This is a genomic window from Actinomadura luteofluorescens (genome assembly GCF_013409365.1).
Taxonomy (GTDB): Bacteria; Actinomycetota; Actinomycetes; order Streptosporangiales; family Streptosporangiaceae; genus Spirillospora; species Spirillospora luteofluorescens.
Map to the genome: position 1 here is coordinate 465,960 of NZ_JACCBA010000001.1, position 24,009 is coordinate 489,968.

Below are 24,009 nucleotides of genomic sequence, written 5' to 3' on the forward strand. Positions count from 1 at the left end.
GTCAGGCGGTGGCCGGCGCGCCGGCCGGCTCGGCGAAGTGGCAGGCGGCCGGATGGCCGGTGCCGGGGCGGGCGACGAGCGGCGGCGCCTCGGTCGCGCAGATGTCCCGGGCCTTCCAGCACCGGGTGCGGAACCGGCAGCCGGAGGGCGGGTCGATCGGGCTCGGCACGTCCCCCGTCAGCATGATCCGCGTCCCGCCGCGGGCGCCCGGACGCGGCCGCGGGACGGCCGACAGGAGCGCCTGCGTGTACGGGTGCAGGGGGCTGCCGAAGATCTCGTCCCGGGTGCCGTGCTCCACGATCGTCCCGAGGTACATCACGGCGATCTCGTGCGAGACGTGCCGCACCACCGAGAGGTCGTGCGAGATGAACAGGTACGCCACGCCCAGCTCCCGCTGCAGTTCCCGCAGCGTGTTGACGACCTGCGCCTGGATCGAGACGTCCAGGGCGCTGACCGGCTCGTCCAGCACGAGGACCTTCGGGCCGAGGGCGAGCGCGCGGGCGATCCCGATGCGCTGGCGCTGCCCGCCGGAGAACTCGTGCGCGTACCTGCGGGCGTGCGAGGGCGCGAGCCGCACCATGTCGAGCAGCTCGGCGACCCGCTCGGGGCCCGCGTCCTCGTAGCGGCCCTGGACGCGCAGCGGTTCGGCGATGATGTCGTGGACGGTCATCCGCGGCGACAGCGACGCGTACGGGTCCTGGAACACCAGTTGCAGGTCGCGGCGCAGCGCCCGGAGCTCGGCGCCGCGCGCGCGGGTGACGTCCCGCCCCGCCACGACGATCCGCCCGGCGGTGGGCTCCAGCAGCCGCACCGCCATCCGTCCCGTGGTCGTCTTGCCGCAGCCCGACTCGCCGACCAGGCCGAGCGTCCGCCCGGCGCGCAGGGAGAAGTCGACGCCGTCGACCGCGTGGACGCTGCCGGTCCGCCTGCGCAGCGGCCCCGACCGCACCGGGAAGTGCCGGGTGAGGCCGGTGACGCCGAGAACCTCGTCCGGTCCGGTCATCGGTCGCCTCCCTTCTCCCCGCCGGGCGGGGCCATCTCGGAGTGGAAATGGCAGGCGCTCGCGCGCCCCGGGCCGGACTGGACCGGTTCGGGGCGCTCCGCCCGGCAGCGGTCCCGCGCCATCGGGCAGCGCGGCGCGAACGCGCACCCCCGCCCGATCTCGCCCGGCACCGGCGGCGCGCCGGGGATCGGGGTCAGCTCGCCGGCGTCGCCGTCCAGCGAGGGCAGGCTGTCCAGCAGCCCCCGCGTGTAGGGGTGCCGGGGCGAGTCGAAGATCGCCTCGACTGGGCCGTGCTCGACGACCCGCCCGGCGTACATCACCACGACGCGGTCGGCGAGCTCGGCGACCACGCCGAGGTCATGGGTGATCAGCACGGTGGCGGCGCCCGTCTCCCGCCGGGTCAGCCGGAGCAGGTCGAGCACCTGGGCCTGGACGGTCACGTCCAGTGCGGTCGTCGGCTCGTCGGCGATCAGCAGGTCGGGGTCGTTGGCGATGGCCATCGCGATCATCGCGCGCTGCCGCATCCCGCCGGAGAACTCGTGCGGGTACTGCTTCAGGCGGCGCTCGGCGCCCGGCACCCCGACCAGGGTCAGCAGCTCGGCGGCCCGCTCGCGCGCCTGCGAGCGGGACATGCCCGGCCGGTGCAGGCGCAGCGCCTCGCGGATCTGCGCGCCGACCGACAGGACGGGGTTCAGCGCGGTCATCGGATCCTGGAAGATCATCGCGATCCGGCCGCCGCGCAGCCGGCGCAGCTCGCGAGGGGCCATCGCGCGCAGGTCGGCCCCGTCGAACACGACGCGTCCCGAGACGACCCGGCCCGGCGGCCTGATCAGCCCGAGCGCGGACATCGCCGTGACGCTCTTGCCCGACCCCGACTCGCCGACGACGCCGAGCGTCTCGCCCGGCGCGACGGTGTACCCGGCGCCGTCCACGGCCCGGACGGCCCCCTCGTCGCCGGTGAACTCGACGACCAGGTCCTCGATCTCCAGCAGCGGGCGGTCCGCGTTCCCGGCGGGCGCGCTCATGTGCGTCCTCCCGGCGTGACGGCGTCGCGGAGCCCGTCCCCGACGAAGTTGACGGCGAGCACCGTCACGGCGATCGCGACGCCCGGCGGTATCCACAACCACGGCATCGTCTGGATCAGCGTCAGGTTCTGCGCGTCGTTCAGCATGTTCCCCCAGCTCGCCTGGGGCGGCCGCACGCCGAGCCCGAGGAAGGACGCGGTGGTCTCCAGCATGATCGCCTGCGCGACGGCCAGGGTGCCGGTCACCGTGACCGGGGCCAGCGCCGCGGGGACGACGTGCTTGCGGATCAGCCACCACGCGTTCGCCCCGCTCGCCTCGGCCGCCTGGATGTACTCGCGGTCGCGCAGCGACAGCGTCACGCCCCGCACCACCCGCCCCGCGACCGGCCACTGCGTCAGCCCGATGGCGACGATCAGCACGGTCACGCTCGGCCCGACGATCCCGGCGAGCACCAGGATCACCACGACGGTCGGGAACGACATGACGATGTCGGCGATCCGCATGATCACGTTGTCCACCACGCCGCCCAGCAGCCCGGACACCGAGCCGAACAGCGTGCCGACCACGACGGCGCCGAGCGCGGCGGCCAGCCCCACCAGCAGCGACACCCGCCCCGCGTGCAGGGTGCGGGCGAACACGTCGCGGCCGGAGGTGTCGGTGCCGAACCAGTGCGCGCCGGACGGGCCCTCGCGGACCGCGTCCAGGTCCACCGCGTTCGGATGCCCGGCGATCAGCGGCGCCAGCAGCGACGCGAGGATCACCGCGCCGAGCACGGCGGTCCCGGCGACGGCGAGCCGGTTGCGGCGGAACCGCCGCACGGCCCGCGCCCGGGGTGACGCGGACCCGGCCCGGGCCCCGCCGCCCTTGCGCGGCGGCGGGCCGTCCCCTCCCCCGCCGGGCGTTCCCGGCTTCTCGGTCGGCGCGCCGGCGGGCGTCACGGTCATCGCAGGCTCACTCTCGGGTCGACGACGGCGTACAGCACGTCCGCGATCAGGTTGCACAGCAGCACGAGCACCGCCACGTACAGCGCGAACCCGACGATGACCGGGTAGTCGTGCTGGCCGATCGAGCTGACCGCGAGCTGCCCCATGCCGGGCCAGGCGAAGACCTGCTCGATCACCACCGCGCCCGCCAGCATCTGCGGGATCTGGTACATCACCACGGTGATCAGCGGGATCAGCGCGTTGCGCAGCGCGTGCCGCAGGACGACGCGGGCCCGGGACGCGCCCTTGGCCTCGGCCGTGCGGACGTAGTCGGCGCCCAGCTCGTCCACCAGGCCGCCGCGCACGTAGCGGGTGAACGGCCCGGCGGTGACGAACGCCAGGATCAGCCCCGGCAGGACCAGGTGCCGGAGCTGGTCGGCGGGGCCGCCGCCGCCCGGCGTGGTCATCCCGGCCGACGGCAGCACGCCCCACTTCAGGGAGAACAGGTAGATCCCGACGATGCCGAGGAAGAACGGCGGCACCGACACCGCGGCCAGGCCGAGCACGGTGGCGCCGTAGTCGACCGCGGTGTTGCGGCGCACCGCGGCGGCGACGCCGAGCGCGATCGACACCGCGAGCGCGACCGCCAGGGCGGCGCTCATGAGCTGCAGCGTCGGTCCGACCCGCTCGCCGAGCACCGCCGAGACCGGACGGTGCCCGACGTAGGAGTAGCCGAAGTCGCCGTGCAGCGCGCCCGACAGCCAGTGGCCGTACTGGACGACGACGGACCGGTCCAGGCCGAGCTCGTGCCGTTTGGCCTCGATGAAGGCGGCGCCGCCGCCGCGCATCTGCTCGGGGTCGACCATCATGCGGACCGGGTCGCCGGGCGCGACCCGCACCAGCACGAAGATCCCGATGCTGATCAGCACGAACACGAGCGCGTTCACCAGCAGGCGCCGGATGACGTAGGCCGCCACGCCTCACCCCCTCTCGTCGTTGCCGGCCGGGCGCGGGGCCGGGGCGAGCGGCCCCGGCCCCGGACCGGTCAGCTCAGCTTCCAGTTCGCGAAGTCCCAGGTCCCGACCTCGTTGGTCGGCAGGCCGGACGGTTCGAAGCCCGACAGGCGCGTCCGGAAGGCCCAGACCGCGTCGGGGTTGTAGAGCCACAGGTACGGGACCTGCGCGTTCTCGACCTCGGCGGCCTGCTGGAACAGGCCCTTGCGGCGCGCCGGGTCGGCGACCGCGTCGGCCCTGGACAGCAGGCCGTCGAGCTTCGGGTCGCAGAAGCGGCCGATGTTGCCGCCCGCGGGGTAGCCCTGGTCGCAGGCGTCGATGGTCGCGACGGTGGACGGCTCGGTCGCGTAGTTGCCGCCGCCGAACAGGGCCATGTCGAACGACTTCTTCTCGTACGAGGAGAGCAGCTCGTCGGCCTGCACCTGCTTGAGCTCCACGTTGACGCCGACGGCCTTCAGCTGGCTCTGGATCACCGTCACGGCGGTGTCGCGGTCGCGCTGCCCGGGGATCCACGACAGCGTGACGGGCTTGGAGCCGTCCCAGCCGGCGGCGGCGAGCAGGCTCTTCGCCTTCCCGGGGTCGTAGGCGTAGCCCTCCTTCGCCGACGCGCCGGCGTCCCCGTAGAAGCTGGAGTTCACGACCGTGCCGGCGCCGCCGAGCACCTTGTCGACGAGGCCCTTGCGGTCGATCGCGGTGAGGAGCGCCTGCCGGACGCGCGCGTCCTTGAACCGGCCCTGGGTCTGGTTGAGGGCGATCCGGGTGTAGCCGGGGCTCTTGGCCGAGACCACCCTGACACCGTCCATCTTCTTGACGGTGGGCAGGTCGGTCGGCGAGACCTGGGTGAGGTCCATCTCGCCGGTGCGCAGCTGCGCGGTGGCCACGTCCGAGGTCACCGGCTTCAGGTACACCTTCTTGATCGAAACTGGTTCCCGGAAGTGGGGGTTGGCCTTCAGCTCGACGTACTGGTCGGTCTTGTAGTCGACGAAGGCGAACGCCCCCGAGCCCACGGTCGGCTTGGTGAAGAACCCGTTGTCGCCGAGCCCCTTCGCCGGGACGCCGCCGAGGACGTGCTCCGGCAGGATCGGGGTGTTGCCGATCAGTCCGGGCAGGCCCGCCGCCGGGCGCGTCGTGGTGATCTTCACGGTGGCGGCGTCGGGCGCGGTCAGCCCCGCCAGCGAGTCGGCCTTGCCGTCCGCGAGGGCCTTGGCGCCGGTCACCGCGGCGAACTTGCCCGCCTGCGCGCTCCCGGTCGCCGGGTTCGCGAGGGCGGTGTAGGTGAACACCACGTCCTTGGAGGTGAGCGGCTTGCCGTCGCTCCACTTCAGGCCCGGCCTCAGCTTGAGGGTGATGGTCCTGGCGTCGCCGGACACCTCCGGCGCGGCGGCGGCCAGGTGCGGCTTCAGCCCGTAGGACGCGTCCGCGCCGTACAGCGAGTCGAACACGAACGACATGACCAGCTGGTCGGGGCCGTTGTTCGGCGCGAGCGGGCTGAACGTCTTCGGCTTCTGGTACAGGTACATGTTCAGTACGCCGGCGTCGCCGCCGGAGGACTTCTGCGTCGGGTCGGAACTGCAGGCGGCGAGCGCGGCGGCCGCGAGGGCGCCGCCCAGCACGGCCGCGGCGGCCCGCCGGGCTGCGCCGGCCGCCGGTCTGCCGGAACGAATGGTCATTGACTTGCCTCTTCTCGGCGGTGGCCGGGCGCGCGCCCGGCCACTGGTCCGCTCAGCGGACGCGGTTCACCAGGCTTCCGAGCCCGCTCACGCGGACGGTCATCTCATCGCCTGCGGACAGGAACTCCCCCGATGCCAGTCCCACCCCGGACGGCGTGCCGGTGTAGAGCACGTCGCCGGGCTCCAGCGTCATCAGCCGGGACGCGAACGCCACCAGCTCCGCGACGTTGAAGATCATCTGACCGGTGTCGCCGTGCTGCCGGACCCGCCCGTTGACCTCCAGGGTCACCTCGAGCCTCTGCGGGTCGGGCACCTCGTCGGCGGAGACGAGGTAGGGGCCCAGCGCGGCGAACCCGTCGAGCCACTTGCCGTTCAGCCAGTCGAAGAACGCGACCGCGGGATCGCCGGTGTCGCGCTCGTGGCCGTAGTCCATCTTCCGCGCCGACACGTCGTTGCCGATGGTGTAGCCGGCGACGTGGGCGAGGGCGTCCTCGACCGGGATGTCCTTGCCGCCGCGCCCCACCACCGCGACCAGCTCGGCCTCCCAGTCGATGCTGGGGCTGACCGACGGCAGCGCGATCTCCTCCCCTGGGCCGCTGACGGAGGTGGCGGGCTTGATGAACAGCCGCGGCGAGATCCGCTCCTTGTCGATCGGATCCCCTCCCGTCTCGGTCACGTGCTCCTGGTAGTTGGCGGCGACCGCGAGGACCTTGCCCGGGCGCAGCAGCGGCGCGAGCAGGGTCACCTCGTCCAGGGCGCGGGCCGGTCCACCGGACGGCGCCGCACCGGGTCCGCCGTCCGCGAGCGCGGCGACCACGGGCGTGAGGTCGCCGGGGCCGAGGTCGGTGACGCGACCGCCGTCGACGACCTCGCCGTGGCGGACTGCGCCGTCCGGCAGGCGGTACGTCGCGAACTTCATGGATCAGACCTCCGGGGAGTCGATCGGCACGGGCGTGCCGAGGGCGAGCGAGCGGGCCGCGGCGTCGGTGACGCGCAGCGCGGCGAGGGCGTCGGCCGGGCCGGCCTCCGGCGGGCGCCCGGTGACGACGGCGGTGTGCAGGGCGGTGAGCATCCGGCCGACAGTGCCGGGGCCGTGCCAGGCGGCGCGGTTCCCCGTCACCGTCCGGACGGACGCGCCCGGCCGGGCGGCGTCGACGTCCATGACCCCGCCGGACCCGCTGACGCGGTAGCGGTGCAGCGCCATGCCAGGGGCGTCGGCGGTGCCGCGCAGCCGGCCGACGGTGATCGTGCTGGTCAGGCCGTGCTCGTGGCCGAGCAGCAGGACGGTGATCGCGCCGCGTCCACCGGCCCGCAGGGCGTGCACGCGGCGGACGGCCTGACCGGTGAGGGCCCGTACGACGTCCACGGGGTAGAGGCCGAAGTTGGCGAGTTCGCCTTCCGGGCACGGGTCGCCGCCGTCGACGAGGAAGTCGGCCTGCACGTTCCAGGGCAGCCCGACGCGTCCCGCGGCGAGCGCGCCCGCGGCGGCCTGGACGGCGGCGCCGAAGCGGTGGTGGTGCGCGGGCATGCAGACCCGGCCCGCCTCCGCCGCGGCCGCGGCGATCGCCTCGATCTCCGCGACGTCCAGGGCGAGCGGCTTGTCGGCGAGGACGTGGCAGCCGGCGCGCAGGGCCTCGATGACGCGGGCGGCGCGCTCGGCGGGCGGCGCGCACACGCTCACGACCTCGGCGCCCGTCTCCCGGACGGCGCGCGTGAGGTCGGGCAGCCCGCTCTCCACGACCGTGAACCCGGCGTGCTCGCGGAACGCGGGAAGGTACATGTCGTGCTGGTGGTCCTGGGTCCCGAAACCGCCGGACCCCCAGGGCAGCACCCTCAGCGCGCGCATCAGGGCGCCTCCTTCAGGACGTCGGCGATCCGGACGGGCACGCCGGTCGCGATCGATCGTTCGGCGGCGACGCCCATCGCCACGGCCAGCAGCCCGTCGGCGCCCGTCACGGCCGGCGGGCCTCCGGTGACGGCGTCGGCCCAGGCGCCGATCTGGGCGGCGAACCCGTCGGCGCCGCCGGGCGGGAGCAGCGCGGTGCCCGCCTCGTCGGTCACGGTCCCCGCCTCGCCGTCCCAGGGCAGGGTGAGGATCCCGCCGGTGCCGGCGACCATGACGTCTCGGCGGGCGAGCGAGGCCGGGCGGTGCCCGCGGCTCATCTCGCACACGGCGGTCGCACCGCCGCCGAACGAGACCGTCATCTCCAGGTAGTCGTGGACGCCGAGTTCGGCGGCGGTCTGGCGGCGGCCGCGCGCGTACACGCTCTCCGGGGTGTCGCCCGTCCACCAGGTGACGAGATCCAGCAGGTGGACGCCGTTGTGCAGGGCGTGCCCGCCGGAGCGGACGGGGTCGAGCATCCAGCCGCGCCAGTCCGGCCAGATCCAGCCGCCGAGGATGGACAGCCGGACGAGGTCGACCGTGCCGAGCTCGCCGGAGCGCAGGACGTCTCGGACCGTCCGCGCGTAGTCGTAGTAGCGGTGGCTGTGCGCGGGCATCAGCACCCGCCCGGCCGCCGCGAACGCCTCCACGGCGCGCCGGGCCCCCGCCACCCCGGTGGCGAGCGGCTTCTCGATCAGCAGATGGGCGCCCGCCTCGGCGACCTGGACGGCGATGTCCGCGTGGGTGTCGTTCGGGGTGCACACGACGCAGCCGCCGGCGCCGGTCCCGGCCAGCGCCGCGGCGAGGTCGGCGAAGGCCGGGACGCCCCCGTTGGCGCGGGACGCGGCGGCGGCCCGCTCCGGGTCGACGTCGACCACGCCGGCGAGCTCCAGCCGGGGCTCGGCATGGATCGCGGCGGCGTGCTGCGCGGCGATGAAACCGGTGCCGACGAGCAGCACCGGAACCGGCACGGAATGGGATTCCATGCCGACGGATCCTGATCGTCAAACCATTCACATGTCAAGGGTCGGCCGGAAAAAACCTTGAGCCAACGCTGGTCAGAGCATGACTGCCATCCAACCCGTTGACATGGAACACCTTTCCATGAACTATTCGACCGAACGGCTCCGATCCATCTTCGTCAACCACTTGGGGGCTCCCAGAATGACCACCGCCGAGCTGGCCGGGCAGAGATCGCGCGGCGCGGAACTGCTCGCCGCCGCGCGGACCGTGATCCCCGGCGGCGTCAACTCCGCGACCCGTCTGGTCGGCGCGCCGCACGCGCTCACCGCGGCGTCCGGGGCCCATGTCACCGACGCCGACGGCCGCCGCTACCTCGACTACCACGCGGCGTTCGGCGCGATCCTGCTGGGCCACGCCGCGCCCGAGGTGGACGACGCGGTGCGCGCCGCCGTCGGCGGGCTCGACCTGGTCGGCTGGGGCGTCACCGAGACCGAGATCGAACTCGCCCGGCTGGTCGTCGAGACGATCCCGTCCGCGGAGCAGATGATCTCGGCGATGTCGGGCAGCGAGGCCACCGCGCAGGCGATCCGGCTGTCCCGGGCGGTCACCGGCCGCCCGCTGATCGTCAAGTTCCAGGGCGGCTTCCACGGCTGGCACGACGCCGTCGCCCGCAACGTCATCTCCGCGCCGGAGCGCGCCTACGGCGACGATCCCCTGTCGCGCGGCATCCTGCCCGAGGCGCTGGACTCCACGCTCATCGCCGAGTTCAACGACCTGGAGTCCGTGCGCGCCCTCTACGAGCGGCACCCCGGCCTGATCGCCGCCGTGATCGTGGAGCCGATCCCGCACAACGTCGGCGCCCTGGTGCCCGAGCGGGAGTTCGTGGAGGGGCTGCGCGCCCTGACCGCCGAGCGCGGCTCACTGCTGATCTTCGACGAGGTGATCACCGGATTCCGCCACGCGCCGGGCGGCTACCAGGAGGTCTGCGGCGTGCTGCCGGACCTGACCACCTTCGGCAAGGCGATGGGCAACGGCTACCCGATCGCCGGCCTCGCCGGCCCCCGGCGGCTGATGGAGCACTTCAGCTCCGCGGGCGGCGACGTGCTGCTGGCCGGCACCTTCAACGGCAACCCGGTCTCGTCCGCCGCGGCCATCGCCACCATCACCTACCTGCGCGACCATCCTGACTTCTACGAGCGCACCCACGCCCTCGGCGACCGCATGCGCGCCGGGCTCACCGGCATCTGCGAGGAACTCGGCGTCGCCGGGACCGCGGCGGGCTTCGGCGGGGTGTTCGCCCTCTACTTCACCGAGGCCCCCGTCCGCGGCTACCGCGACCTCATGCGCAACAACGACGCCGCCTACGTGGCCTTCCACCGCCGCATGACCGACCGCGGCTTCCTGATGCTCCCTCTCGCGCTCAAGCGCAACCACATCTCCGCCGCCCACACGGCGGAGGACATCGACCGCACGCTGGACGCGGCCCGCGACGTCCTCCGGTCGATCCGCGACGACGGCCTGCTCGCCCCCGCGCGGTAGGCACGTCCCCGGAACGCGGCGGGGCCTCCGAACCGGGTGCCCGGCGGGCCCTGCCGCTCCGGGGCGCGGCGGCCGTGAAGGCTCCGCCCATCAGGAGCCGGGGAAGGGACCCGCGCGGCCGAGCAGGGCGGGGACGGGCTTGCCGAGGCGTTCGCCGAGCCAGGCCGCGGTCTCGGCGACGGCGGACATCCGGACACCGGTGTCGACCCCCGAGCGGTCCAGGGCGTACAGCAGGTCCTCGGTCGCGATGTTGCCGGTGGCGGCGGGCGCGAACGGGCAGCCGCCGAAGCCGCCGGTGCTGGCGTCCAGGGCGCTCACCCCGCATTCGAGGGCGGTGAGGGCGTTGGCGTAGCCGGTGTTGCGGGTGTTGTGGAAATGGCAGCGCAGCGGGACGCCGGGGGCGATCTCGGCGGCGCCCGTGAGCAGCGTGCGGACCTGGGCGGGCACGCCGACGCCGATCGTGTCGGCCACGGCGATCTCGTCGGGTTCGCTTTCGGCGACCCGCCGCACCAGGTCGAGCACGTGGTCCGCGGAGACCTCCCCCTCGAAGGGGCAGCCGAAGGCGGCGGCGATCGTCACGGTCCGGCGGAGCCCGGCGGCGCGGGCGTCCGCGGCGACGGCCGCCCAGGCGGCGACGCCCTCCTCGACCGTGCAGCCCTGGTTGCGGCGGCTGAACTCGTCGGTGGCCACGACGACGACGTTGACCTCGTCCACCCCGGCGGCGAGCGCGCGGTCGAGCCCGCGCCGGTTGAGGACGAGCCCCGCGTAGCCGACGCCGTCCGGCCTGGGGAGCCGCTCCATCACCGCCTCGGCGTCGGCCATCTGCGGGACCCGCTTCGGGTTCACGAAGCTGACGGCCTCGATCCGCCGCAGGCCCGCCGCGACGCTGCGCTCGATGAGCCGCACCTTGTCGGCGGTCGCGAGGATCGCGGACTCGTTCTGCAGCCCGTCTCGGGGCGCCACCTCGATGAGTTCGACCATGGGCATCCTTTGTATGCAATCTTGAGCCATCTGCAGGATTGTCCTGGCAAGACTCTTGTGTCAAGGCTCACGTTCTGCCTATCTTGCATGCAATCGACCGAAGGAGGTTCGGATGGTCCGTGCCGTGGACCGTGTCTACGCACGGCTGCGCGCCGACATCCTGGACGGCGTCCACCCGCCCGGGGCGCGGATCGGCGAGGCCGAGCTGGCCGAGGCCACCGGCTCCAGCCGGACGCCCGTCCGGGAGGCGCTGCGGCGGCTGGAGGTCGAGGGCCTGGTGGAGGTGCTGCCGCACCGCGGCGCGCGGGTCCCGGACTGGACGCCCGAGGACCTGGAGGAGATCTACGACCTGCGGATGCTGCTGGAGGGCGCCGCCGCGCGGCGCGCCGCCGCCCGCGTCACCGACGCGGACGCGGACCGGATGGACGAGCTGTGCGCCCTGATGGAGGAGGCCGTCGAGCCGGGGGCCGGGCAGGACCTGGACCGGGTCGCGGAGCTCAACGCCGAGTTCCACGACATCGTCCGCTCCGCCGCCGCCAGCGGCCGGCTCGTGTCCATGCTCAACGCGGTGGTGCAGCTCCCGCTCGTGATGCGGACCTTCCACCGCTACTCCCCCGCCGACCTGGCCCGCAGCTCCGCGCACCACCGCGAGCTCGCCGCCGCGCTGCGCGCCCGCGACGGGACGTGGGCCGAGTCGGTGATGCGGGCGCACGTGCTCGCCGCGAAGGCGGTGCTGCTGCGCGCCGCCCGCACCCCGGGCGACCCGAAGGACCAGGACGACCACACGGAAACGAGGACCGGCTAGATGTCAACGCACGACGGCGCCGCGCCGGACGCCAGGGGCCCGCTCGCCGACCTGCGGGTCGTGGAGATGGGGCAGCTGCTCGCCGGACCGTTCTGCGGCCAGCTGCTCGGCGACTTCGGCGCCGAGGTGATCAAGCTGGAGTCGCCCGGCGCCGGCGACCCGATGCGCCAGTGGGGGCGCGAGAAGCCGCACGGCAAGTCCCTGTGGTGGCCGGTGGTCGCCCGCAACAAGAAGTCGGTGACCTGCGACCTGCGCACCCCCGAGGGGCAGGACCTCGCCCGGCGCGTCATCGACCGCGCCGACATCGTGGTCGAGAACTTCCGGCCCGGCACGCTGGAGCGCTGGGGGATGGACTTCGACCGGCTCCGCGAGACGAACCCCGGGCTGATCCTGGTGCGCGTGTCCGGGTTCGGGCAGACCGGCCCCTACTCGCCCCGTGCCGGCTACGGGTCGATCGGCGAGGCGATGGGCGGCATCCGCTACGTCACCGGCGACCCCGGCGGCGCGCCCGCCCGCGCCGGGATCTCGCTGGGCGACTCGCTGGCGGCCGTGTTCGCCACGATCGGCGCGCTCGTCGCCGTCCACCACCGCGGCGCCACCGGGCGCGGCCAGATCGTCGACTCGGCGATCTACGAGGCGGTGCTGGCGATGATGGAGTCGCTGCTGCCCGAATGGGCGGTCGCCGGTTACCAGCGCGAACGGACCGGCTCCGTGCTCCCGAACGTCTCGCCCAGCAACGTCTACCCGACCGCGTCCGGCGAGATGATCCTGATCGCCGCCAACCAGGACACGGTGTTCGGACGGCTCGCGAGGACGATGGGGCGGCCCGAGCTGAGCGCCGACCCCCGGTTCGCCGGGCACGCCGACCGGGGCCGGAACATGGCCGAGCTGGACGGGATCATCTCGGCCTGGTCGGCCGGGATCGAGACCGGGGACCTGCTGGAGCTGCTGCACGCCGGCGGCGTCCCGGCCGGCCGCATCTACACCGCCAAGGACATGTTCGACGATCCCCACTTCGCCGCCCGGGAGGCGATCGTGCGCCTCGTCCACCCGGACTTCGGCGAGCTCCCGATGCACAACGCGTTCCCCAGGCTCAGCGAGACCCCGGGGTCGGTCCGCCGGCCCGGCCCGGGGCTCGGCGAGCACAACCGGGAGGTCTACGGCGGCCTCCTGGACCTACCAGAAGACGAGATCGCCGCGCTGTCGGAGCGCGGCGTCATCTGAGCACAGCACCGGGAGAGCAGATGGGATATCGACTGGGCGTCGACGTGGGCGGCACGTTCACCGACGTGCTGCTGGTCGACGAGCGGACCGGCGTCAGCCACCGCGCCAAGACGGCGTCCACTCCGGCGGACCAGTCGGAGGGCGTGCTCAACGGCATCCGCAAGGTGTGCCGGGACGCCGGGATCGAGATGCACGAGGTGGCGCACGTCCTGCACGGCACCACCGTGGCGACCAACGCGATCCTCCAGGGCCGCGGGGCGCGCGTCGGGCTGGTGACCACCGAGGGGTTCAGGCAGGTCCTGCAGATCGGCCGGTCGTTCGTCCCCGGCGGCCTCGCCGGGTGGATCATCTGGCCGAAGCCCGAGCCGCTGGCCCGGCTGGAGCACACCGTGGAGATCCCGGGGCGGATCGCCGCGGACGGCACGGTCGTCGCCCCGCTGGACGAGGAGCGCGCGCGTGCGGAGCTGCGGCGGCTCGGCGGCGCCGGCATCGAGGCGCTGACGGTCTCGCTGATCAACTCCTACGCGAACGACGCGCACGAGCGGCGGGTGGCGGAGCTCGCCGCCGAGGAGCTGCCCGGCGTGCCGGTGTCGCTGTCCAGCCACGTCCTGCCGGAGATGCGGGAGTACGAGCGCACCGTCACCACCGTCGCGAACGGCTACGTCCAGCCCGAGGTGTCCCGCTACGTGGGCAACCTGGACCGGTCGCTGAGCGGCAGCGGGATCGACGCGCCGCTGTCGGTGCTGCGCAGCGACGGCGGGCTGACCAAGGCCGCCAAGGCCGCCGAGGACCCGGTGTCGCTGCTGCTGTCCGGCCCGGCCGGCGGGGTGACGGGGGCGGTCTGGTTCGCCGAGCAGGCCGGGTTCCCCGACTTCCTCACCTTCGACATGGGCGGCACGTCCACCGACGTTGCGCTGGTGCTCGACGGGCGCCCCCGGATCGGCCGGGAGACCACCGTCGGCGACCTCACCGTCCGCGCCACCAGCGTCGACGTCCGCACGGTCGGCGCGGGCGGCGGCTCGATCGCGCACGTCCCGGAGCTGACCAGGGCGCTGCGAGTCGGCCCGCAGTCGGCCGGCGCCGACCCGGGCCCGGCCGCCTACGGGTCGGGCGGCACCGAGCCGACCGTGACCGACGCCAACGTCGTGCTCGGCTACCTGCCGACGCGGCTCGCGGGCGGGGAGATCTCGCTGGACGCCGAGGCCGCCCGCAAGGCGATGCGCTCCATCGCCGACGCGATGGGCCTGCCGAGCGTCGAGGCGGCCGCCGCCGGCGTGATCGACATCGTCAACGAGAACATGCTCGGCGCGCTCCGCCTGATCAGCGTCCGGCAGGGCTACGACCCCCGCGACTTCGCGCTGATGTCGTTCGGCGGCGCGGGGCCGCTGCACGCCAACGCGCTCGGCCGGCTGACCGGCTCCTGGCCGGTGATCGTGCCGCCGTCGCCGGGCGTCCTGTGCGCCTACGGGGACGCGACCACCTGCCCGCGCGATGAGAGCGCCCGCACCATGGTGCGCCGCTTCTCCACCCTCGACGACGACGAGCTGCGCACCGCGCTCGCCGAACTGGCCGACGCCGCCGCCGGGCGGCTGGAGGCGGAGGGCGTGCCGCGCGCGAGCCAGACCGCGACCTACCAGATCGACCTGCGCTACCACGGGCAGGGCTTCGAGATCCCGGTCGAGGTGGACCGCGCCACCGTCGACGGCGACCTGCTGGCCGGGCTGGGCGCCGCGTTCGACGCCGAGCACGAGCGGCTGTTCTCCTTCCTGCTCGACAACGAGCGCGAGGTCATCAACCTGCGGGTCACGGTGAGCGGGCCGCGTCCGGAGGTCGCGTGGCGCGTCCTGCCGGAGGGGTCGGGCGACCCGTCCGCCGCGCTCGTCCGCGAGACCGAGGTGTGGATGGACGGCGCCACGACGTCCGCCCGCATCTACGACCGTTCCCGGCTGCTGTCCGGTGACGTCGTGGCCGGACCGGCCGTGGTGGTCGAGATGGACTCCACCACGCTCGTGCTGGCCGGGCACGCCGCGACCGTGCACCCGAGCGGCAGCCTGCTGATCCGTCCCATGAACGAGGAGGGCTGATGGCCGAGATCCTGCAGACCGAGACCGCGCCCGTCGGCCGCGTCGACGTCGACCCGGTGACCCTGGACATCATCGAGAACGCGCTGCGCAACGCCCGCCAGGAGATGGACGAGGTGCTGTTCCGCACCGCGCTGTCCCCGGGCATCCGCGAGCAGCACGACGAGTTCCCGCTGATCGCCGATCCGTCGGGCAAGATGGTCGTCGGCCAGTTCGGGCTCTCGGTCCCCGACTTCCTGGAGAACTTCGACGGCACGATCGGCGAGGGCGACATCCTGATGACGTCCGACCCGTACGCGTGCGGCGCGGCGATCAGCCACGCCAACGACTGGCTGCTGGTGGTGCCGATCTTCCACGAGGGCCGGCTGGTCGGCTGGTCCTCGATGTTCGGGCACATGTCGGACGTGGGCGGCAAGACGCCCTGCTCGATGCCCGCCGACGCCCGCACCATCTACGAGGAGGGCGTGGTCGTCCCGCCGTTCAAGCTGTACGAGGGCGGCGTGCTGAACGAGCCGGCGCTGCGCATCATCCTCAACCAGGTGCGCATGCCCGACTGGAACCGGGCCGACCTGAACGGCCTGACCGCCGCGTGCACCACGGCCGCCCGGCGGGTCTCCGAGCTGTGCGCCCGGTTCGGCGTCGAGACCTACCTGTCCGCGCTGGACGCCCTGCTCGACCGCAACTACCAGGCCATGAAGGTCCTGCTGGCCACCCTCTTCGAGGACGGCCGGACGCTGGAGTTCGCCGACTACATCTGCGACGACGGCTGCGGGTACGGCCCGTACGAACTGAAGATCTCCCTCACCCGGACCGGAGAGAAGATCCATCTGGACTTCTCGCACGCGGCGCCGCAGGCCGTCGGGCCGGTGAACTACTTCATCAACGAGAACCTCGTCCGGATGTTCTTCGGGATCTACGTGATCACCGTCGCGGATCCGCAGATCCTCTGGAACGACGGCTTCTACCCGCTGATCGACGTGACGATCCCCGAGGACTCGTTCTGGAAGCCGCGCCGCCCCGCGGCGCTGAACGCCCGCAACCACGGCATCGGCCGGGTGTTCGACCTGTTCGGCGGGCTGCTCGGCCAGACCAACCCGGAGATCCTCAACGCGGCCGGCTTCTCGTCCTCGCCGCACTTCATGTACTCGGGCCACTACGGCTCGGGGCCGCGCGAGGGCGAGTGGTTCCAGCTGTACTCGATCGGGTTCGGCGGCGTGCCGGGACGCCCCGTCGGGGACGGCCCGGACGGGCATTCGCTGTGGCCGTCGTTCGTGAACATCCCCTGCGAGTACCTGGAGTCGTACTACCCGCTGCGCGTCGAGCGGTGGGAGACGATCGCCGACTCCGGCGGCGCGGGCCTGCACCGGGGCGGCAACGGCGTCGACGTCGCGTACCGCTTCGAGGAGCCCGGCACGATCGCGATCCACGACGACCGCTGGCTCACCTACCCGTGGGGGGTGAACGGGGGGCGCCCGGGCGAGCGGGGCCGCAAGTGGATCGACCGGGCGGACGGCACCCGGGAGGTGCTGCCCAGCAAGATCCATGACGTCCCGGTCGGGCCCGGGGACGTCCTGCACTTCGTGACCTGGGGCGGCGGCGGGTGGGGCGATCCGCTCGCCCGTCCCGCCGGGCTGGTCGCGCTGGAGGTCCTGCGGGGCCTGGTCACCGCGGACGGCGCCCGCGACGGCTACGGCGTCGTCTGCACCGCGGAGGGCGCCGTCGACGAGGAGGCCACCGGGCTGCTGCGGGAGAGGATGGCCGCGGACCGCACGGAGATCCCGGTGTTCGACATGGGCCCGCCGCTGGAGGAGATCCTCGCCCGCTGCGAGGAGGAGACGGGCCTTCCCGCGCCGCGCCCGCCGGTCGACGTCCGGTCCGCCGCCGCGCTGAGGGACCGCCGGTGAGCGATGACCTCGCCGCCGGCTACCGGGCCTCGGGATTCGGCCGCGGCCTCGGCTGCGGCCGGTCGCCGGCGGTGCTGGCGGTGGACGTCGTCCGCGCCTACCTGGTGGACGGGTCGCCGCTGCGCGCCCCCGTCGAGGACGCGGTGGCCGCCGCCGCGGCGCTGGTCGGCGCGGGCCGGACGGCCGGGCTGCCCGTGCTGTTCACCCGCGTGGCGTACCGGCCGGGAGGCGCGGACGGCGGCCTGTTCCGCCTCAAGATCCCCGCGCTCCGCGTGTTCGAGGAAGGGAGCCCCCTCGGCGACTTCGCCGAGGGGGCCGCCCCCCGTCCCGGCGAGACCGTGGTCACCAAGCAGTACGCCAGCGCGTTCCACGGCACGTCGCTGGCGGCCACCCTGACCGCGTCCGGCATCGACACCGTGCTGATCTGCGGCCTCACCACCAGCGGCTGCATCCGCGCCACCGCCACCGACGCGCTGCAGCACGGGTTCCGGCCGCTGGTGGTGGACGAGGCCTGCGGCGACCGGGACCGCCGCCTGCACGAGGCGAACCTGCTGGACCTGGGCGCCAAGTACGCCGACGTCCTGTCCCTCGACGAGGCCCTCAGCACCGTGCGCGGGTTCTCACCGGGCCGTGGGGAAGGCCATTGAGGAGGGTGGCGAGGACGACGTCCCGTCGGCCACGGCGGGGGCGGGCCACCGGGAGGTGACGGCCTTGGCGCGCGTGTAGAAGCGCACCCCTTCGGCCCCGTGGACGTGGGTGTCACCGAACAGGGACGACTTCCATCCGCCGAAGGAGTAGAACGCCATCGGAACCGGGATGGGGACGTTCACTCCGATCATCCCGACGTGCACGGCGCGCTGGAAGCGCCGCGCCGCCTCCCCGGAGGAGGTGAAGAGCGCCGTCCCGTTGCCATAGGGGTTGGCGTTGATCAGCTCGATCGCCTCGTCGAGGGTCTCGGCGCGCAGCACCAGCAGGACCGGTCCGAAGATCTCCTCCTGGTAGGCCACCATGCCGGTGGCGACGCCGTCCAGCAGGCAGGGGCCGAGGAAGAATCCGGGGCCGGCCGCGCCGCGCCCGTCCACGACGAGCTTCGCGCCCGCCCGCTCGGCGTCCTCGACATGGCCGGTGACGCGCTCGAGCGCCGCCTCGCTGATCAGCGGCCCCATCTCGCTCGCCGGGTCGGTGCCCGGCCCGACCCTGATCGCGCGGGCCCGGTCGGCGAGCCGCTCGACCAGCGGGTCGGCGGCGGACCCCACCGCGACCGCGACCGAGACGGCCATGCAGCGCTGGCCCGCCGATCCGTACGCCGCCGCCGTGATCTGGTCCGCGGCCAGGTCGAGGTCGGCGTCGGGCAGGACCACGGCGTGGTTCTTCGCGCCGCCGAGGGCCTGCACCCGCTTTCCGGCCGTGCTCGCCGCCTCGTGGACGTGCCGCGCGACGGGCGTGGACCCGACGAACGACACCGCCGCCACTCCGGGATGCGTGATCAGGGCGTCGGCGGTCTCGCGGTCGCCGTGCAGCACGTTGAACACCCCGTCCGGCAGCCCGGCCTGCGCGTACAGCTCGGCGACCAGGTTGGACGCCGAGGGCACCCGCTCGCTCGGCTTCAGCACGAACGTGTTGCCGCACGCGATGGCGATCGGGTGCATCCACAGCGGGACCATCACCGGGAAGTTGAACGGGACGATCCCCGCGCACACGCCGAGCGGCTGCCGGAACGAGAACGCGTCCACCCCGGTCGACACCTGGTCGGAGTACTCGCCCTTGAGCACCTGCGCGATCCCGCAGGCGAACTCGACGACCTCCCGTCCCCGCACGACCTCTCCGCGCGCGTCGTCCAGGACCTTGCCGTGCTCGGCGGTGACGAGGCGGGCCAGCTCGTCCTCGTGCCGTGCCAGCAGGTCGCGCAGCGCGAACATGATCTGCGCCCGCCGGCTCAGCGACACCTCGGACCACGACTCGAACGCCCGGGCCGCGGTCCCCACCGCCAGGTCCGCCTCGGCGCGCCGACCGAGGACGACCTCGCCCGACTGCAGACCGGTCGCCGGGTCGTGGACGGCCGCCGAGGTGCTCCCACCCACCGGGACACCACCGATCCAGTGCTGGATAGAACGCATCGGTTTCCTTTCAGAGGTAACGGCGCTGGGTCTTCTTGCTGTCGTCGTAGTGGGCGCGTGCCTGCCGCGTGTCGTCCAGTTCGGAGACCTCGGCGACCGGGACGTCCCACCACGCCTCGCTGTCCGGGCCCGCGGCGAGGGGGTCGGTCTCCACGTGCACGACCGTCGTGCGGGGCGACGCGATCGCCTGGCGGAGCGCCTTCCTGAAGCCGTCGGCGCCTTCCGCGCGGATGACGTCGGCGCCGAGGCTGGCGGCGTTGGCGGCCAGGTCGACCGGGATGGGGTCGCCGTCCAGGCCGGTGGGGGTGCGCAGGCGGTGGCGGGTGCCGAACCGCTGCGCGCCGACCGATTCGGACAGGTTGCCGATGGAGGCGTAGCCGTGGTTCTGGACCAGCACGACGACGAGTTTGATCCCTTCGGCGACGGCGGTGGTGAGTTCCTGGGCCATCATCAGATAGGAGCCGTCGCCGACCAGGACGAACACCTCCCGGTCGGGCGCGGCCATCTTCACGCCCAGACCCCCGGCGATCTCATATCCCATGCACGAGTAGCCGTACTCGACGTGGTAGCCCTTGGGGTCGCGGGCCCGCCACAGCTTGTGCAGGTCCCCGGGCATCGACCCGGCCGCGCACACCACCACGTCCCGCGGACCGGCCTCGGCGTTGACGATCCCGATGATCTCCGACTGCGCCGGCGGCGTGCCGTGCCGCTCCCCGAACGCGGCGTCGACGACACCGTTCCACTGCTCCGTCCGCTCGCGCGCCTCGACGCGGTAGGAGTCCGGCACCGACCAACCGTCCAGCGCCTCGTCCAGTGCGCGGATCGCTTCCCGGGCGTCGGCCACCACCGACACTCCCCCGAGCTTGACCGCGTCAGCACGGGCGACATTGATGTTGACGAACCGCACCCCAGGATCGGCGAACAAGCTATGGGAGGCGGTGGTGAAATCGCTGTAGCGGGTACCGATCCCCACCACCACATCGGCCTGGCGCGCCAGCGCGTTGGCCGCCGTGGTCCCCGTAGCACCGACCGCACCCACCGACGATGGGTGATCCCACGCCAGCGCACCCTTGCCCGCCTGGGTCTCAGCGACCGGGATCCCCGTCCGCTCGGCCAGAGCGCGCAACTCCTCGGTGGCCCCCGAATAGATGACCCCGCCGCCCGCCACGATCAACGGACGCTCCGCCCCGCCCAACAGCGCCGACGCCTCCTCCAACGCCGCCGGCTCGGGCACCGGACGCCCGACCCGCCACACCCGCCGCGCGAACAACTCCTCCGGCCAATCGAACGCCTCGGCCTGCACATCCTGCGGCAACGCCAACGTCACCGCACCCGTCTCGGCCGGATCGGTCAGCACCCGCATCGCCGCCAGCAACGCCCCCGGCAACTGCTCGGCACGATTGATCCGATCCCAGTACCTCGACACCGGCCTGAAGCAGTCGTTCACCGACACGTCATACGAGCGGGCGTCCTCCAACTCCTGCAACACCGGATTGGCCGCACGCGTCGCGAAGACGTCACCCGGCAGCAGCAGCACCGGCAACCGGTTCACCGTCGCCAGCGCCGCACCCGTCACCATGTTCGTCGCACCCGGCCCGATCGACGTCGTACACGCCAACGCCGACAACCGATCACTCATCCGCGCGAACCCAGCAGCCGCATGCACCATCGCCTGCTCATTACGCGCCATCAAATACGGCAACTCACCGCCGTGCTCCAGCAGCGCCTGCCCCATCCCGGCCACATTGCCATGCCCGAAAATCCCGAAACACCCAGCGAAGAACCGCCGCTCCACACCATCCCGCTCGCTGTACTGCACCGACAGGAAACGCACCAGCGCCTGCGCCACCGTCAACCTCATGACCGCTCCTCCACACCGCGTGCCCAGGGCAGGGGCGGCCGCGAACCGACCGGCCGCCCTCCCCGGCTCTTCCGGGTCCAGGTGTGCTCCGGGTCGTCGCAGATGCGCCACGCGCGCTCCGGCGACGGCCCGGCCACCACGTTCACAGCAGTTCCACCGCGGCGTCGACGGCGCCGGCGACGTCGCCGTCCGGCGGATACAGCAGGGACCGGCCCACCACCAGACCCCGCACGGTCGGCGACCGCAACGCACGCCGCCACCCCTCACGCGCCGCACCCTGATCGGCCGCCACCTCACCGCCCAGCAGCAGCGCGGGCAGCGTGGACGCGGCCATCACCCGCTCCATGTCCGCCACCACCGGCACCTTCAACCACGTGTACGCCGACGTCGTCCCCAACCCCGAAGCGATCGCGACCGCACGCGTCATCGCCTCCGGCGACAGGTCATTGCGGACCCGCCCCTCCACCCGCCGGGAGATGAACGGCTCCACCATCGCCATCAGCCCATGCCCGGCCAGCTCCGACACCGCCCGAGCACACGCCTCCAACGTGCGCACGGTCGCCGGGTCGTCATCGTCCACCCGCACCAGCATCTTGCCACCGTCCAACCCCGACGCCGCGATCGCATCCGCGCCGTAGGCCGTGAAACGGTCATCGATCTCGAACGCCGAACCCGCCAGGCCACCCCGGTTCATCGAACCGATCACGACCTTGCCCTCCAGCACGCCCAGCAGCAGCAGATCCTCGATAATGTCCGCCGTGCCCATCACGCCGTCCACACCCGGCCGCTCCAAGGCGACGCACAACCGGTCCAGCAGCTCACCCCGATCGCCCATCGCCAGTGGATCGCCACCGGCCGCCAGGGCGCCACGCGCCGGATGATCGGCGGCCAGCAGCATCAACCGCCCTGACTCCCCGACCAGCGAGACCTGCCTGGTCCTGCGTTCCGCCGCCTCGGCGACCGCCTCCGGACGCATCACCCGCGTCTCGGTCAGCGCCGCGATCCTCTCCGCCCGCGCGTCGGCGGGCGACACCGGAATGCCGAGAGTCATGCGGCCACCTGCCCGGCCAGTGCCAGCACCTCGCCGGTGGAGGGCATCGCCGCCGAGCACGCCAGCCGGGACGCGACGATCGCGCCCGCCGCGTTGGCGAAGCCGAGGACGCGCGGCAGGTCCCAGCCCGACAGCAGCCCGTGGCAGAGGGCTCCGCCGAACGCGTCGCCCGCGCCGAGGCCGTTGACGACCTCGACCGGCACCGGCGGCGCCTCGGCGGTCCGGCCCTCGGCGTCGACGGCGAGGACGCCGTCCGGTCCGCGCTTGACGACGGCGAGCCGGACGCCCCGGTCGAGCAGCGCGCGGGCGGCCCGGTGGGGGTCGCCCTCCCCCACGGCCACCTCGCATTCGGCGACGTTCCCGACCGCGACGGTGGCGTGTTCGAGGGCCTCGCCCGCCCAGCGCCGCGCCTCGTCCCGCGACTCCCAGAACATGGGCCGGTGGTCGAGGTCGAGGACGGTGAGAGCGGCCCGGCGGCGCGCGCCCAGCGCGGCCAGCGTGGCCGTCCGGGACGGTTCGGCGCACAGGCCCGTCATCGTGGCCCACAGCACCCCGGCGCCCTCGATCGCCGACCGGTCCAGCTCGTCCGCCCGGATCTCCAGGTCGGGCGCCTTCGGGAAGCGGTAGAAGTACAGCGGGAAGTCGTCGGGCGGGAACAGCTCGCAGAAGGTGACCGGGGTCGGCAGGCCCGGGACGTCGGCGACGTACCGGTCGTCCACCCCGTATTCGGCGAGCGCCCGGCGGACGAAGCGGCCGAACGGGTCGGCGCCGGTCCGGGTGATCACGGCCGTGCGGCGGCCGTGCCGGGCGGCGGCGACCGCGACGTTGGTGGCGCTGCCGCCGAGGAACCGCGCGAACGTGTCGACCTCGTCCAGCGCGACACCGGAGGTGAGCGGGTAGAGGTCGACGCCGACGCGGCCCATGGTGATGACGTCGAAGGACGCGGGGCCGCTCATGCGCCGATCCCCGCGAGGTACTCGACGCAGGCGCGGACGTCGGCCAGCGGGCCGGCGCCGGGGGCGGGTTCGCGGTCGAGGACGGTGTCCTGTTCCAGCACGTACCAGCCGTCGTACCCGGCCCCTTCGAGGGAGCCGATGATGGCGGCGATGTCGACGTCCCCCGCGCCGAGCGGGCGGTAGAGGCCGGTGCGGACGGCCTCGGTGTAGGGCGTCCGGCCGTCCCTGACGCTCTCGGCGAGTGCGGCGTCGACGTCCTTGAGGTGGACGTGCGCGATCCGCCCGGCGGCGCCCGCCGCCAGCTCGACCGGGTCGGTGCCGCCGATCAGCAGGTGGCCGGTGTCCAGGCACAGCGGCACGTCCGACCCGTCGAGGACGCGCCGCACCTCGTTGGACCGTTCCACCATGGTTCCCACGTGCGGGTGGAGCACGGCCCGCGCGCCCACCTCCCCGGCCAGCGAGGCGATCCGTTCGAGGTTGGTGAGCAGCGCCGTCCAGCCGACGGTGTCGAGGGTGGGGCGCCGGTCGTAGCCCTCCAGCCCGTGCACGGCGGCCAGCACCAGCGTCGGCTCCGACTTGGAGCGTTCCATGTCGAAGCCGGCCAGGATCCGCCGGATCTCGGGCAGCGGATCGCGGTCCGGGTCGTGCAGCACGACGGGCGCGAAGCCGCCCACCGGGCGCAGCCCGTACTCGGCCAGCAGGGCGGCGCGCTCCGCGGCCCCGGCCGGCAGGAAGCCGTCCGGCCCGAACTCCGTGGCGGCCAGTCCGAGGTCGCGCATCTCCGCCAGCACCCGTCCGGGGTCCATCTGGTGCCCCCAGCCGGGCACCTCGCACACCCCCCACGAGATCGGGGCTCCCGCGACGCGGTCGTTGATCATCGGCTCACCATCTCCCTGGGACGCGCCCGGCTCCGTACTCGGCATCGGCCTCGCCGAGTCTGCTGAAGGGCGGGAAGCAATGTCAATAGTTTGTTATGACATTATGAGGTAATAAGCTAACCGACGGCGGCGG

Annotated in this window: 20 protein-coding genes; 6 read left to right on the top strand and 14 right to left on the bottom strand. The window is 73.4% G+C overall.

Annotated elements, in window-relative coordinates:
• Window position 1: 1 nt before the first annotated feature.
• From BJY14_RS02110 to BJY14_RS02145, 8 genes are all read right to left on the bottom strand, one after another.
• Complete coding sequence (locus tag BJY14_RS02110) at window positions 2-1,003, bottom strand: ABC transporter ATP-binding protein (protein ID WP_179842020.1); 1,002 nt, start codon at window positions 1,001-1,003, stop codon at window positions 2-4.
• Window positions 1,000-2,028: an ABC transporter ATP-binding protein gene (locus tag BJY14_RS02115; RefSeq protein WP_179842021.1), complete on the bottom strand. Its 1,029-nt coding sequence runs from the start codon at window positions 2,026-2,028 to the stop codon at window positions 1,000-1,002. The genes BJY14_RS02110 and BJY14_RS02115 overlap by 4 nt, the downstream gene beginning before the upstream one ends.
• The gene (locus tag BJY14_RS02120) at window positions 2,025-2,972 is read right to left on the bottom strand and encodes an ABC transporter permease (protein ID WP_179842022.1); all 948 of its coding nucleotides are present in this window, start codon (window positions 2,970-2,972) and stop codon (window positions 2,025-2,027) included. The genes BJY14_RS02115 and BJY14_RS02120 overlap by 4 nt, the downstream gene beginning before the upstream one ends.
• On the bottom strand, window positions 2,969-3,928 hold the full coding sequence (locus BJY14_RS02125) for an ABC transporter permease (RefSeq protein ID WP_179842023.1): 960 nt from the start codon (window positions 3,926-3,928) through the stop codon (window positions 2,969-2,971). The genes BJY14_RS02120 and BJY14_RS02125 overlap by 4 nt, the downstream gene beginning before the upstream one ends.
• Before the next feature lie 68 nt (window positions 3,929-3,996).
• Window positions 3,997-5,634: an ABC transporter substrate-binding protein gene (locus BJY14_RS02130; protein ID WP_179842024.1), complete on the bottom strand. Its 1,638-nt coding sequence runs from the start codon at window positions 5,632-5,634 to the stop codon at window positions 3,997-3,999.
• A gap of 52 nt (window positions 5,635-5,686) precedes the next feature.
• On the bottom strand, window positions 5,687-6,553 hold the full coding sequence (locus BJY14_RS02135; protein ID WP_179842025.1) for a fumarylacetoacetate hydrolase family protein: 867 nt from the start codon (window positions 6,551-6,553) through the stop codon (window positions 5,687-5,689).
• 3 nt (window positions 6,554-6,556) lie between these two features.
• Window positions 6,557-7,480, bottom strand: a complete 924-nt coding sequence (locus tag BJY14_RS02140; protein ID WP_179842026.1) for a Gfo/Idh/MocA family protein — start codon at window positions 7,478-7,480, stop codon at window positions 6,557-6,559.
• Entirely contained in the window at window positions 7,480-8,502 is a 1,023-nt protein-coding gene (locus BJY14_RS02145; protein WP_179842027.1) for a Gfo/Idh/MocA family protein, read from the bottom strand. The genes BJY14_RS02140 and BJY14_RS02145 overlap by 1 nt, the downstream gene beginning before the upstream one ends.
• Before the next feature lie 178 nt (window positions 8,503-8,680).
• Between BJY14_RS02145 and BJY14_RS02150 the strand changes: the two genes are divergently transcribed.
• Window positions 8,681-10,018: an aspartate aminotransferase family protein gene (locus tag BJY14_RS02150; protein WP_179842028.1), complete on the top strand. Its 1,338-nt coding sequence runs from the start codon at window positions 8,681-8,683 to the stop codon at window positions 10,016-10,018.
• Between the two features lie 90 nt (window positions 10,019-10,108).
• On the opposite strand, the gene BJY14_RS02155 is transcribed toward BJY14_RS02150, so the two are convergent.
• Window positions 10,109-11,005, bottom strand: coding sequence for a hydroxymethylglutaryl-CoA lyase (locus BJY14_RS02155; protein WP_179842029.1), 897 nt, complete (start codon window positions 11,003-11,005; stop codon window positions 10,109-10,111).
• A gap of 106 nt (window positions 11,006-11,111) precedes the next feature.
• On the opposite strand from BJY14_RS02155, the gene BJY14_RS02160 reads away from it, so the two are divergent.
• The 5 genes from BJY14_RS02160 to BJY14_RS02180 are packed head-to-tail and all read left to right on the top strand — an operon-like array spanning window position 11,112 to window position 17,660.
• A complete protein-coding gene (locus BJY14_RS02160; RefSeq protein ID WP_179842030.1) occupies window positions 11,112-11,804 on the top strand; it encodes a GntR family transcriptional regulator in 693 nt (230 codons plus the stop codon).
• Window positions 11,805-13,028: a CaiB/BaiF CoA transferase family protein gene (locus BJY14_RS02165; RefSeq protein WP_179842031.1), complete on the top strand. Its 1,224-nt coding sequence runs from the start codon at window positions 11,805-11,807 to the stop codon at window positions 13,026-13,028. It begins immediately after the preceding gene.
• Window positions 13,029-13,048: 20 nt separating this feature from the next.
• Window positions 13,049-15,112, top strand: a complete 2,064-nt coding sequence (locus tag BJY14_RS02170) for a hydantoinase/oxoprolinase family protein (RefSeq protein WP_179842032.1) — start codon at window positions 13,049-13,051, stop codon at window positions 15,110-15,112.
• On the top strand, window positions 15,112-17,013 hold the full coding sequence (locus BJY14_RS02175) for a hydantoinase B/oxoprolinase family protein (RefSeq protein WP_179842033.1): 1,902 nt from the start codon (window positions 15,112-15,114) through the stop codon (window positions 17,011-17,013). The genes BJY14_RS02170 and BJY14_RS02175 overlap by 1 nt, the downstream gene beginning before the upstream one ends.
• Window positions 17,010-17,660: an isochorismatase family protein gene (locus BJY14_RS02180; RefSeq protein WP_179842034.1), complete on the top strand. Its 651-nt coding sequence runs from the start codon at window positions 17,010-17,012 to the stop codon at window positions 17,658-17,660. The genes BJY14_RS02175 and BJY14_RS02180 overlap by 4 nt, the downstream gene beginning before the upstream one ends.
• On the opposite strand, the gene BJY14_RS02185 is transcribed toward BJY14_RS02180, so the two are convergent.
• The 5 genes from BJY14_RS02185 to BJY14_RS02205 form a co-directional block, all read right to left on the bottom strand.
• Entirely contained in the window at window positions 17,634-19,130 is a 1,497-nt protein-coding gene (locus BJY14_RS02185; RefSeq protein WP_179842035.1) for a CoA-acylating methylmalonate-semialdehyde dehydrogenase, read from the bottom strand. The two genes, BJY14_RS02180 and BJY14_RS02185, sit on opposite strands and share 27 nt — an antisense overlap.
• Before the next feature lie 10 nt (window positions 19,131-19,140).
• Window positions 19,141-20,991 carry a 3D-(3,5/4)-trihydroxycyclohexane-1,2-dione acylhydrolase (decyclizing) gene (gene iolD / locus BJY14_RS02190; protein ID WP_179842036.1) on the bottom strand — a complete coding sequence of 617 codons (1,851 nt, stop codon included), beginning with the start codon at window positions 20,989-20,991 and terminating at the stop codon, window positions 19,141-19,143.
• A gap of 142 nt (window positions 20,992-21,133) precedes the next feature.
• The gene (locus BJY14_RS02195) at window positions 21,134-22,042 is read right to left on the bottom strand and encodes a Cgl0159 family (beta/alpha)8-fold protein (protein WP_312878912.1); all 909 of its coding nucleotides are present in this window, start codon (window positions 22,040-22,042) and stop codon (window positions 21,134-21,136) included.
• Window positions 22,039-22,998 (bottom strand): 5-dehydro-2-deoxygluconokinase, encoded by a 960-nt coding sequence (iolC, locus tag BJY14_RS02200; RefSeq protein WP_179842037.1) that lies wholly within the window; start codon window positions 22,996-22,998, stop codon window positions 22,039-22,041. The genes BJY14_RS02195 and iolC overlap by 4 nt, the downstream gene beginning before the upstream one ends.
• On the bottom strand, window positions 22,995-23,876 hold the full coding sequence (locus tag BJY14_RS02205) for a TIM barrel protein (RefSeq protein WP_179842038.1): 882 nt from the start codon (window positions 23,874-23,876) through the stop codon (window positions 22,995-22,997). The genes iolC and BJY14_RS02205 overlap by 4 nt, the downstream gene beginning before the upstream one ends.
• Window positions 23,877-24,009: the final 133 nt, after the last annotated feature.

Bases quoted from the DNA above. Each gene is read 5' to 3' on its own strand.
- BJY14_RS02170 (WP_179842032.1), top strand. From the start codon at position 13,049: ATGGGATATCGACTGGGCGTCGACGTGGGCGGCACGTTCACCGACGTG.
- BJY14_RS02165 (WP_179842031.1), top strand. From the start codon at position 11,805: ATGTCAACGCACGACGGCGCCGCGCCGGACGCCAGGGGCCCGCTCGCC.
- BJY14_RS02135 (WP_179842025.1), bottom strand. From the start codon at position 6,553: ATGAAGTTCGCGACGTACCGCCTGCCGGACGGCGCAGTCCGCCACGGC.
- BJY14_RS02145 (WP_179842027.1), bottom strand. From the start codon at position 8,502: ATGGAATCCCATTCCGTGCCGGTTCCGGTGCTGCTCGTCGGCACCGGT.
- BJY14_RS02130 (WP_179842024.1), bottom strand. From the start codon at position 5,634: ATGACCATTCGTTCCGGCAGACCGGCGGCCGGCGCAGCCCGGCGGGCC.
- BJY14_RS02155 (WP_179842029.1), bottom strand. From the start codon at position 11,005: ATGCCCATGGTCGAACTCATCGAGGTGGCGCCCCGAGACGGGCTGCAG.
- BJY14_RS02115 (WP_179842021.1), bottom strand. From the start codon at position 2,028: ATGAGCGCGCCCGCCGGGAACGCGGACCGCCCGCTGCTGGAGATCGAG.
- BJY14_RS02150 (WP_179842028.1), top strand. From the start codon at position 8,681: ATGACCACCGCCGAGCTGGCCGGGCAGAGATCGCGCGGCGCGGAACTG.
- BJY14_RS02160 (WP_179842030.1), top strand. From the start codon at position 11,112: ATGGTCCGTGCCGTGGACCGTGTCTACGCACGGCTGCGCGCCGACATC.
- iolD (WP_179842036.1), bottom strand. From the start codon at position 20,991: ATGAGGTTGACGGTGGCGCAGGCGCTGGTGCGTTTCCTGTCGGTGCAG.
- BJY14_RS02195 (WP_312878912.1), bottom strand. From the start codon at position 22,042: ATGACTCTCGGCATTCCGGTGTCGCCCGCCGACGCGCGGGCGGAGAGG.
- BJY14_RS02110 (WP_179842020.1), bottom strand. From the start codon at position 1,003: ATGACCGGACCGGACGAGGTTCTCGGCGTCACCGGCCTCACCCGGCAC.
- BJY14_RS02175 (WP_179842033.1), top strand. From the start codon at position 15,112: ATGGCCGAGATCCTGCAGACCGAGACCGCGCCCGTCGGCCGCGTCGAC.
- BJY14_RS02185 (WP_179842035.1), bottom strand. From the start codon at position 19,130: ATGCGTTCTATCCAGCACTGGATCGGTGGTGTCCCGGTGGGTGGGAGC.
- BJY14_RS02120 (WP_179842022.1), bottom strand. From the start codon at position 2,972: ATGACCGTGACGCCCGCCGGCGCGCCGACCGAGAAGCCGGGAACGCCC.
- BJY14_RS02140 (WP_179842026.1), bottom strand. From the start codon at position 7,480: ATGCGCGCGCTGAGGGTGCTGCCCTGGGGGTCCGGCGGTTTCGGGACC.
- BJY14_RS02205 (WP_179842038.1), bottom strand. From the start codon at position 23,876: ATGATCAACGACCGCGTCGCGGGAGCCCCGATCTCGTGGGGGGTGTGC.
- iolC (WP_179842037.1), bottom strand. From the start codon at position 22,998: ATGAGCGGCCCCGCGTCCTTCGACGTCATCACCATGGGCCGCGTCGGC.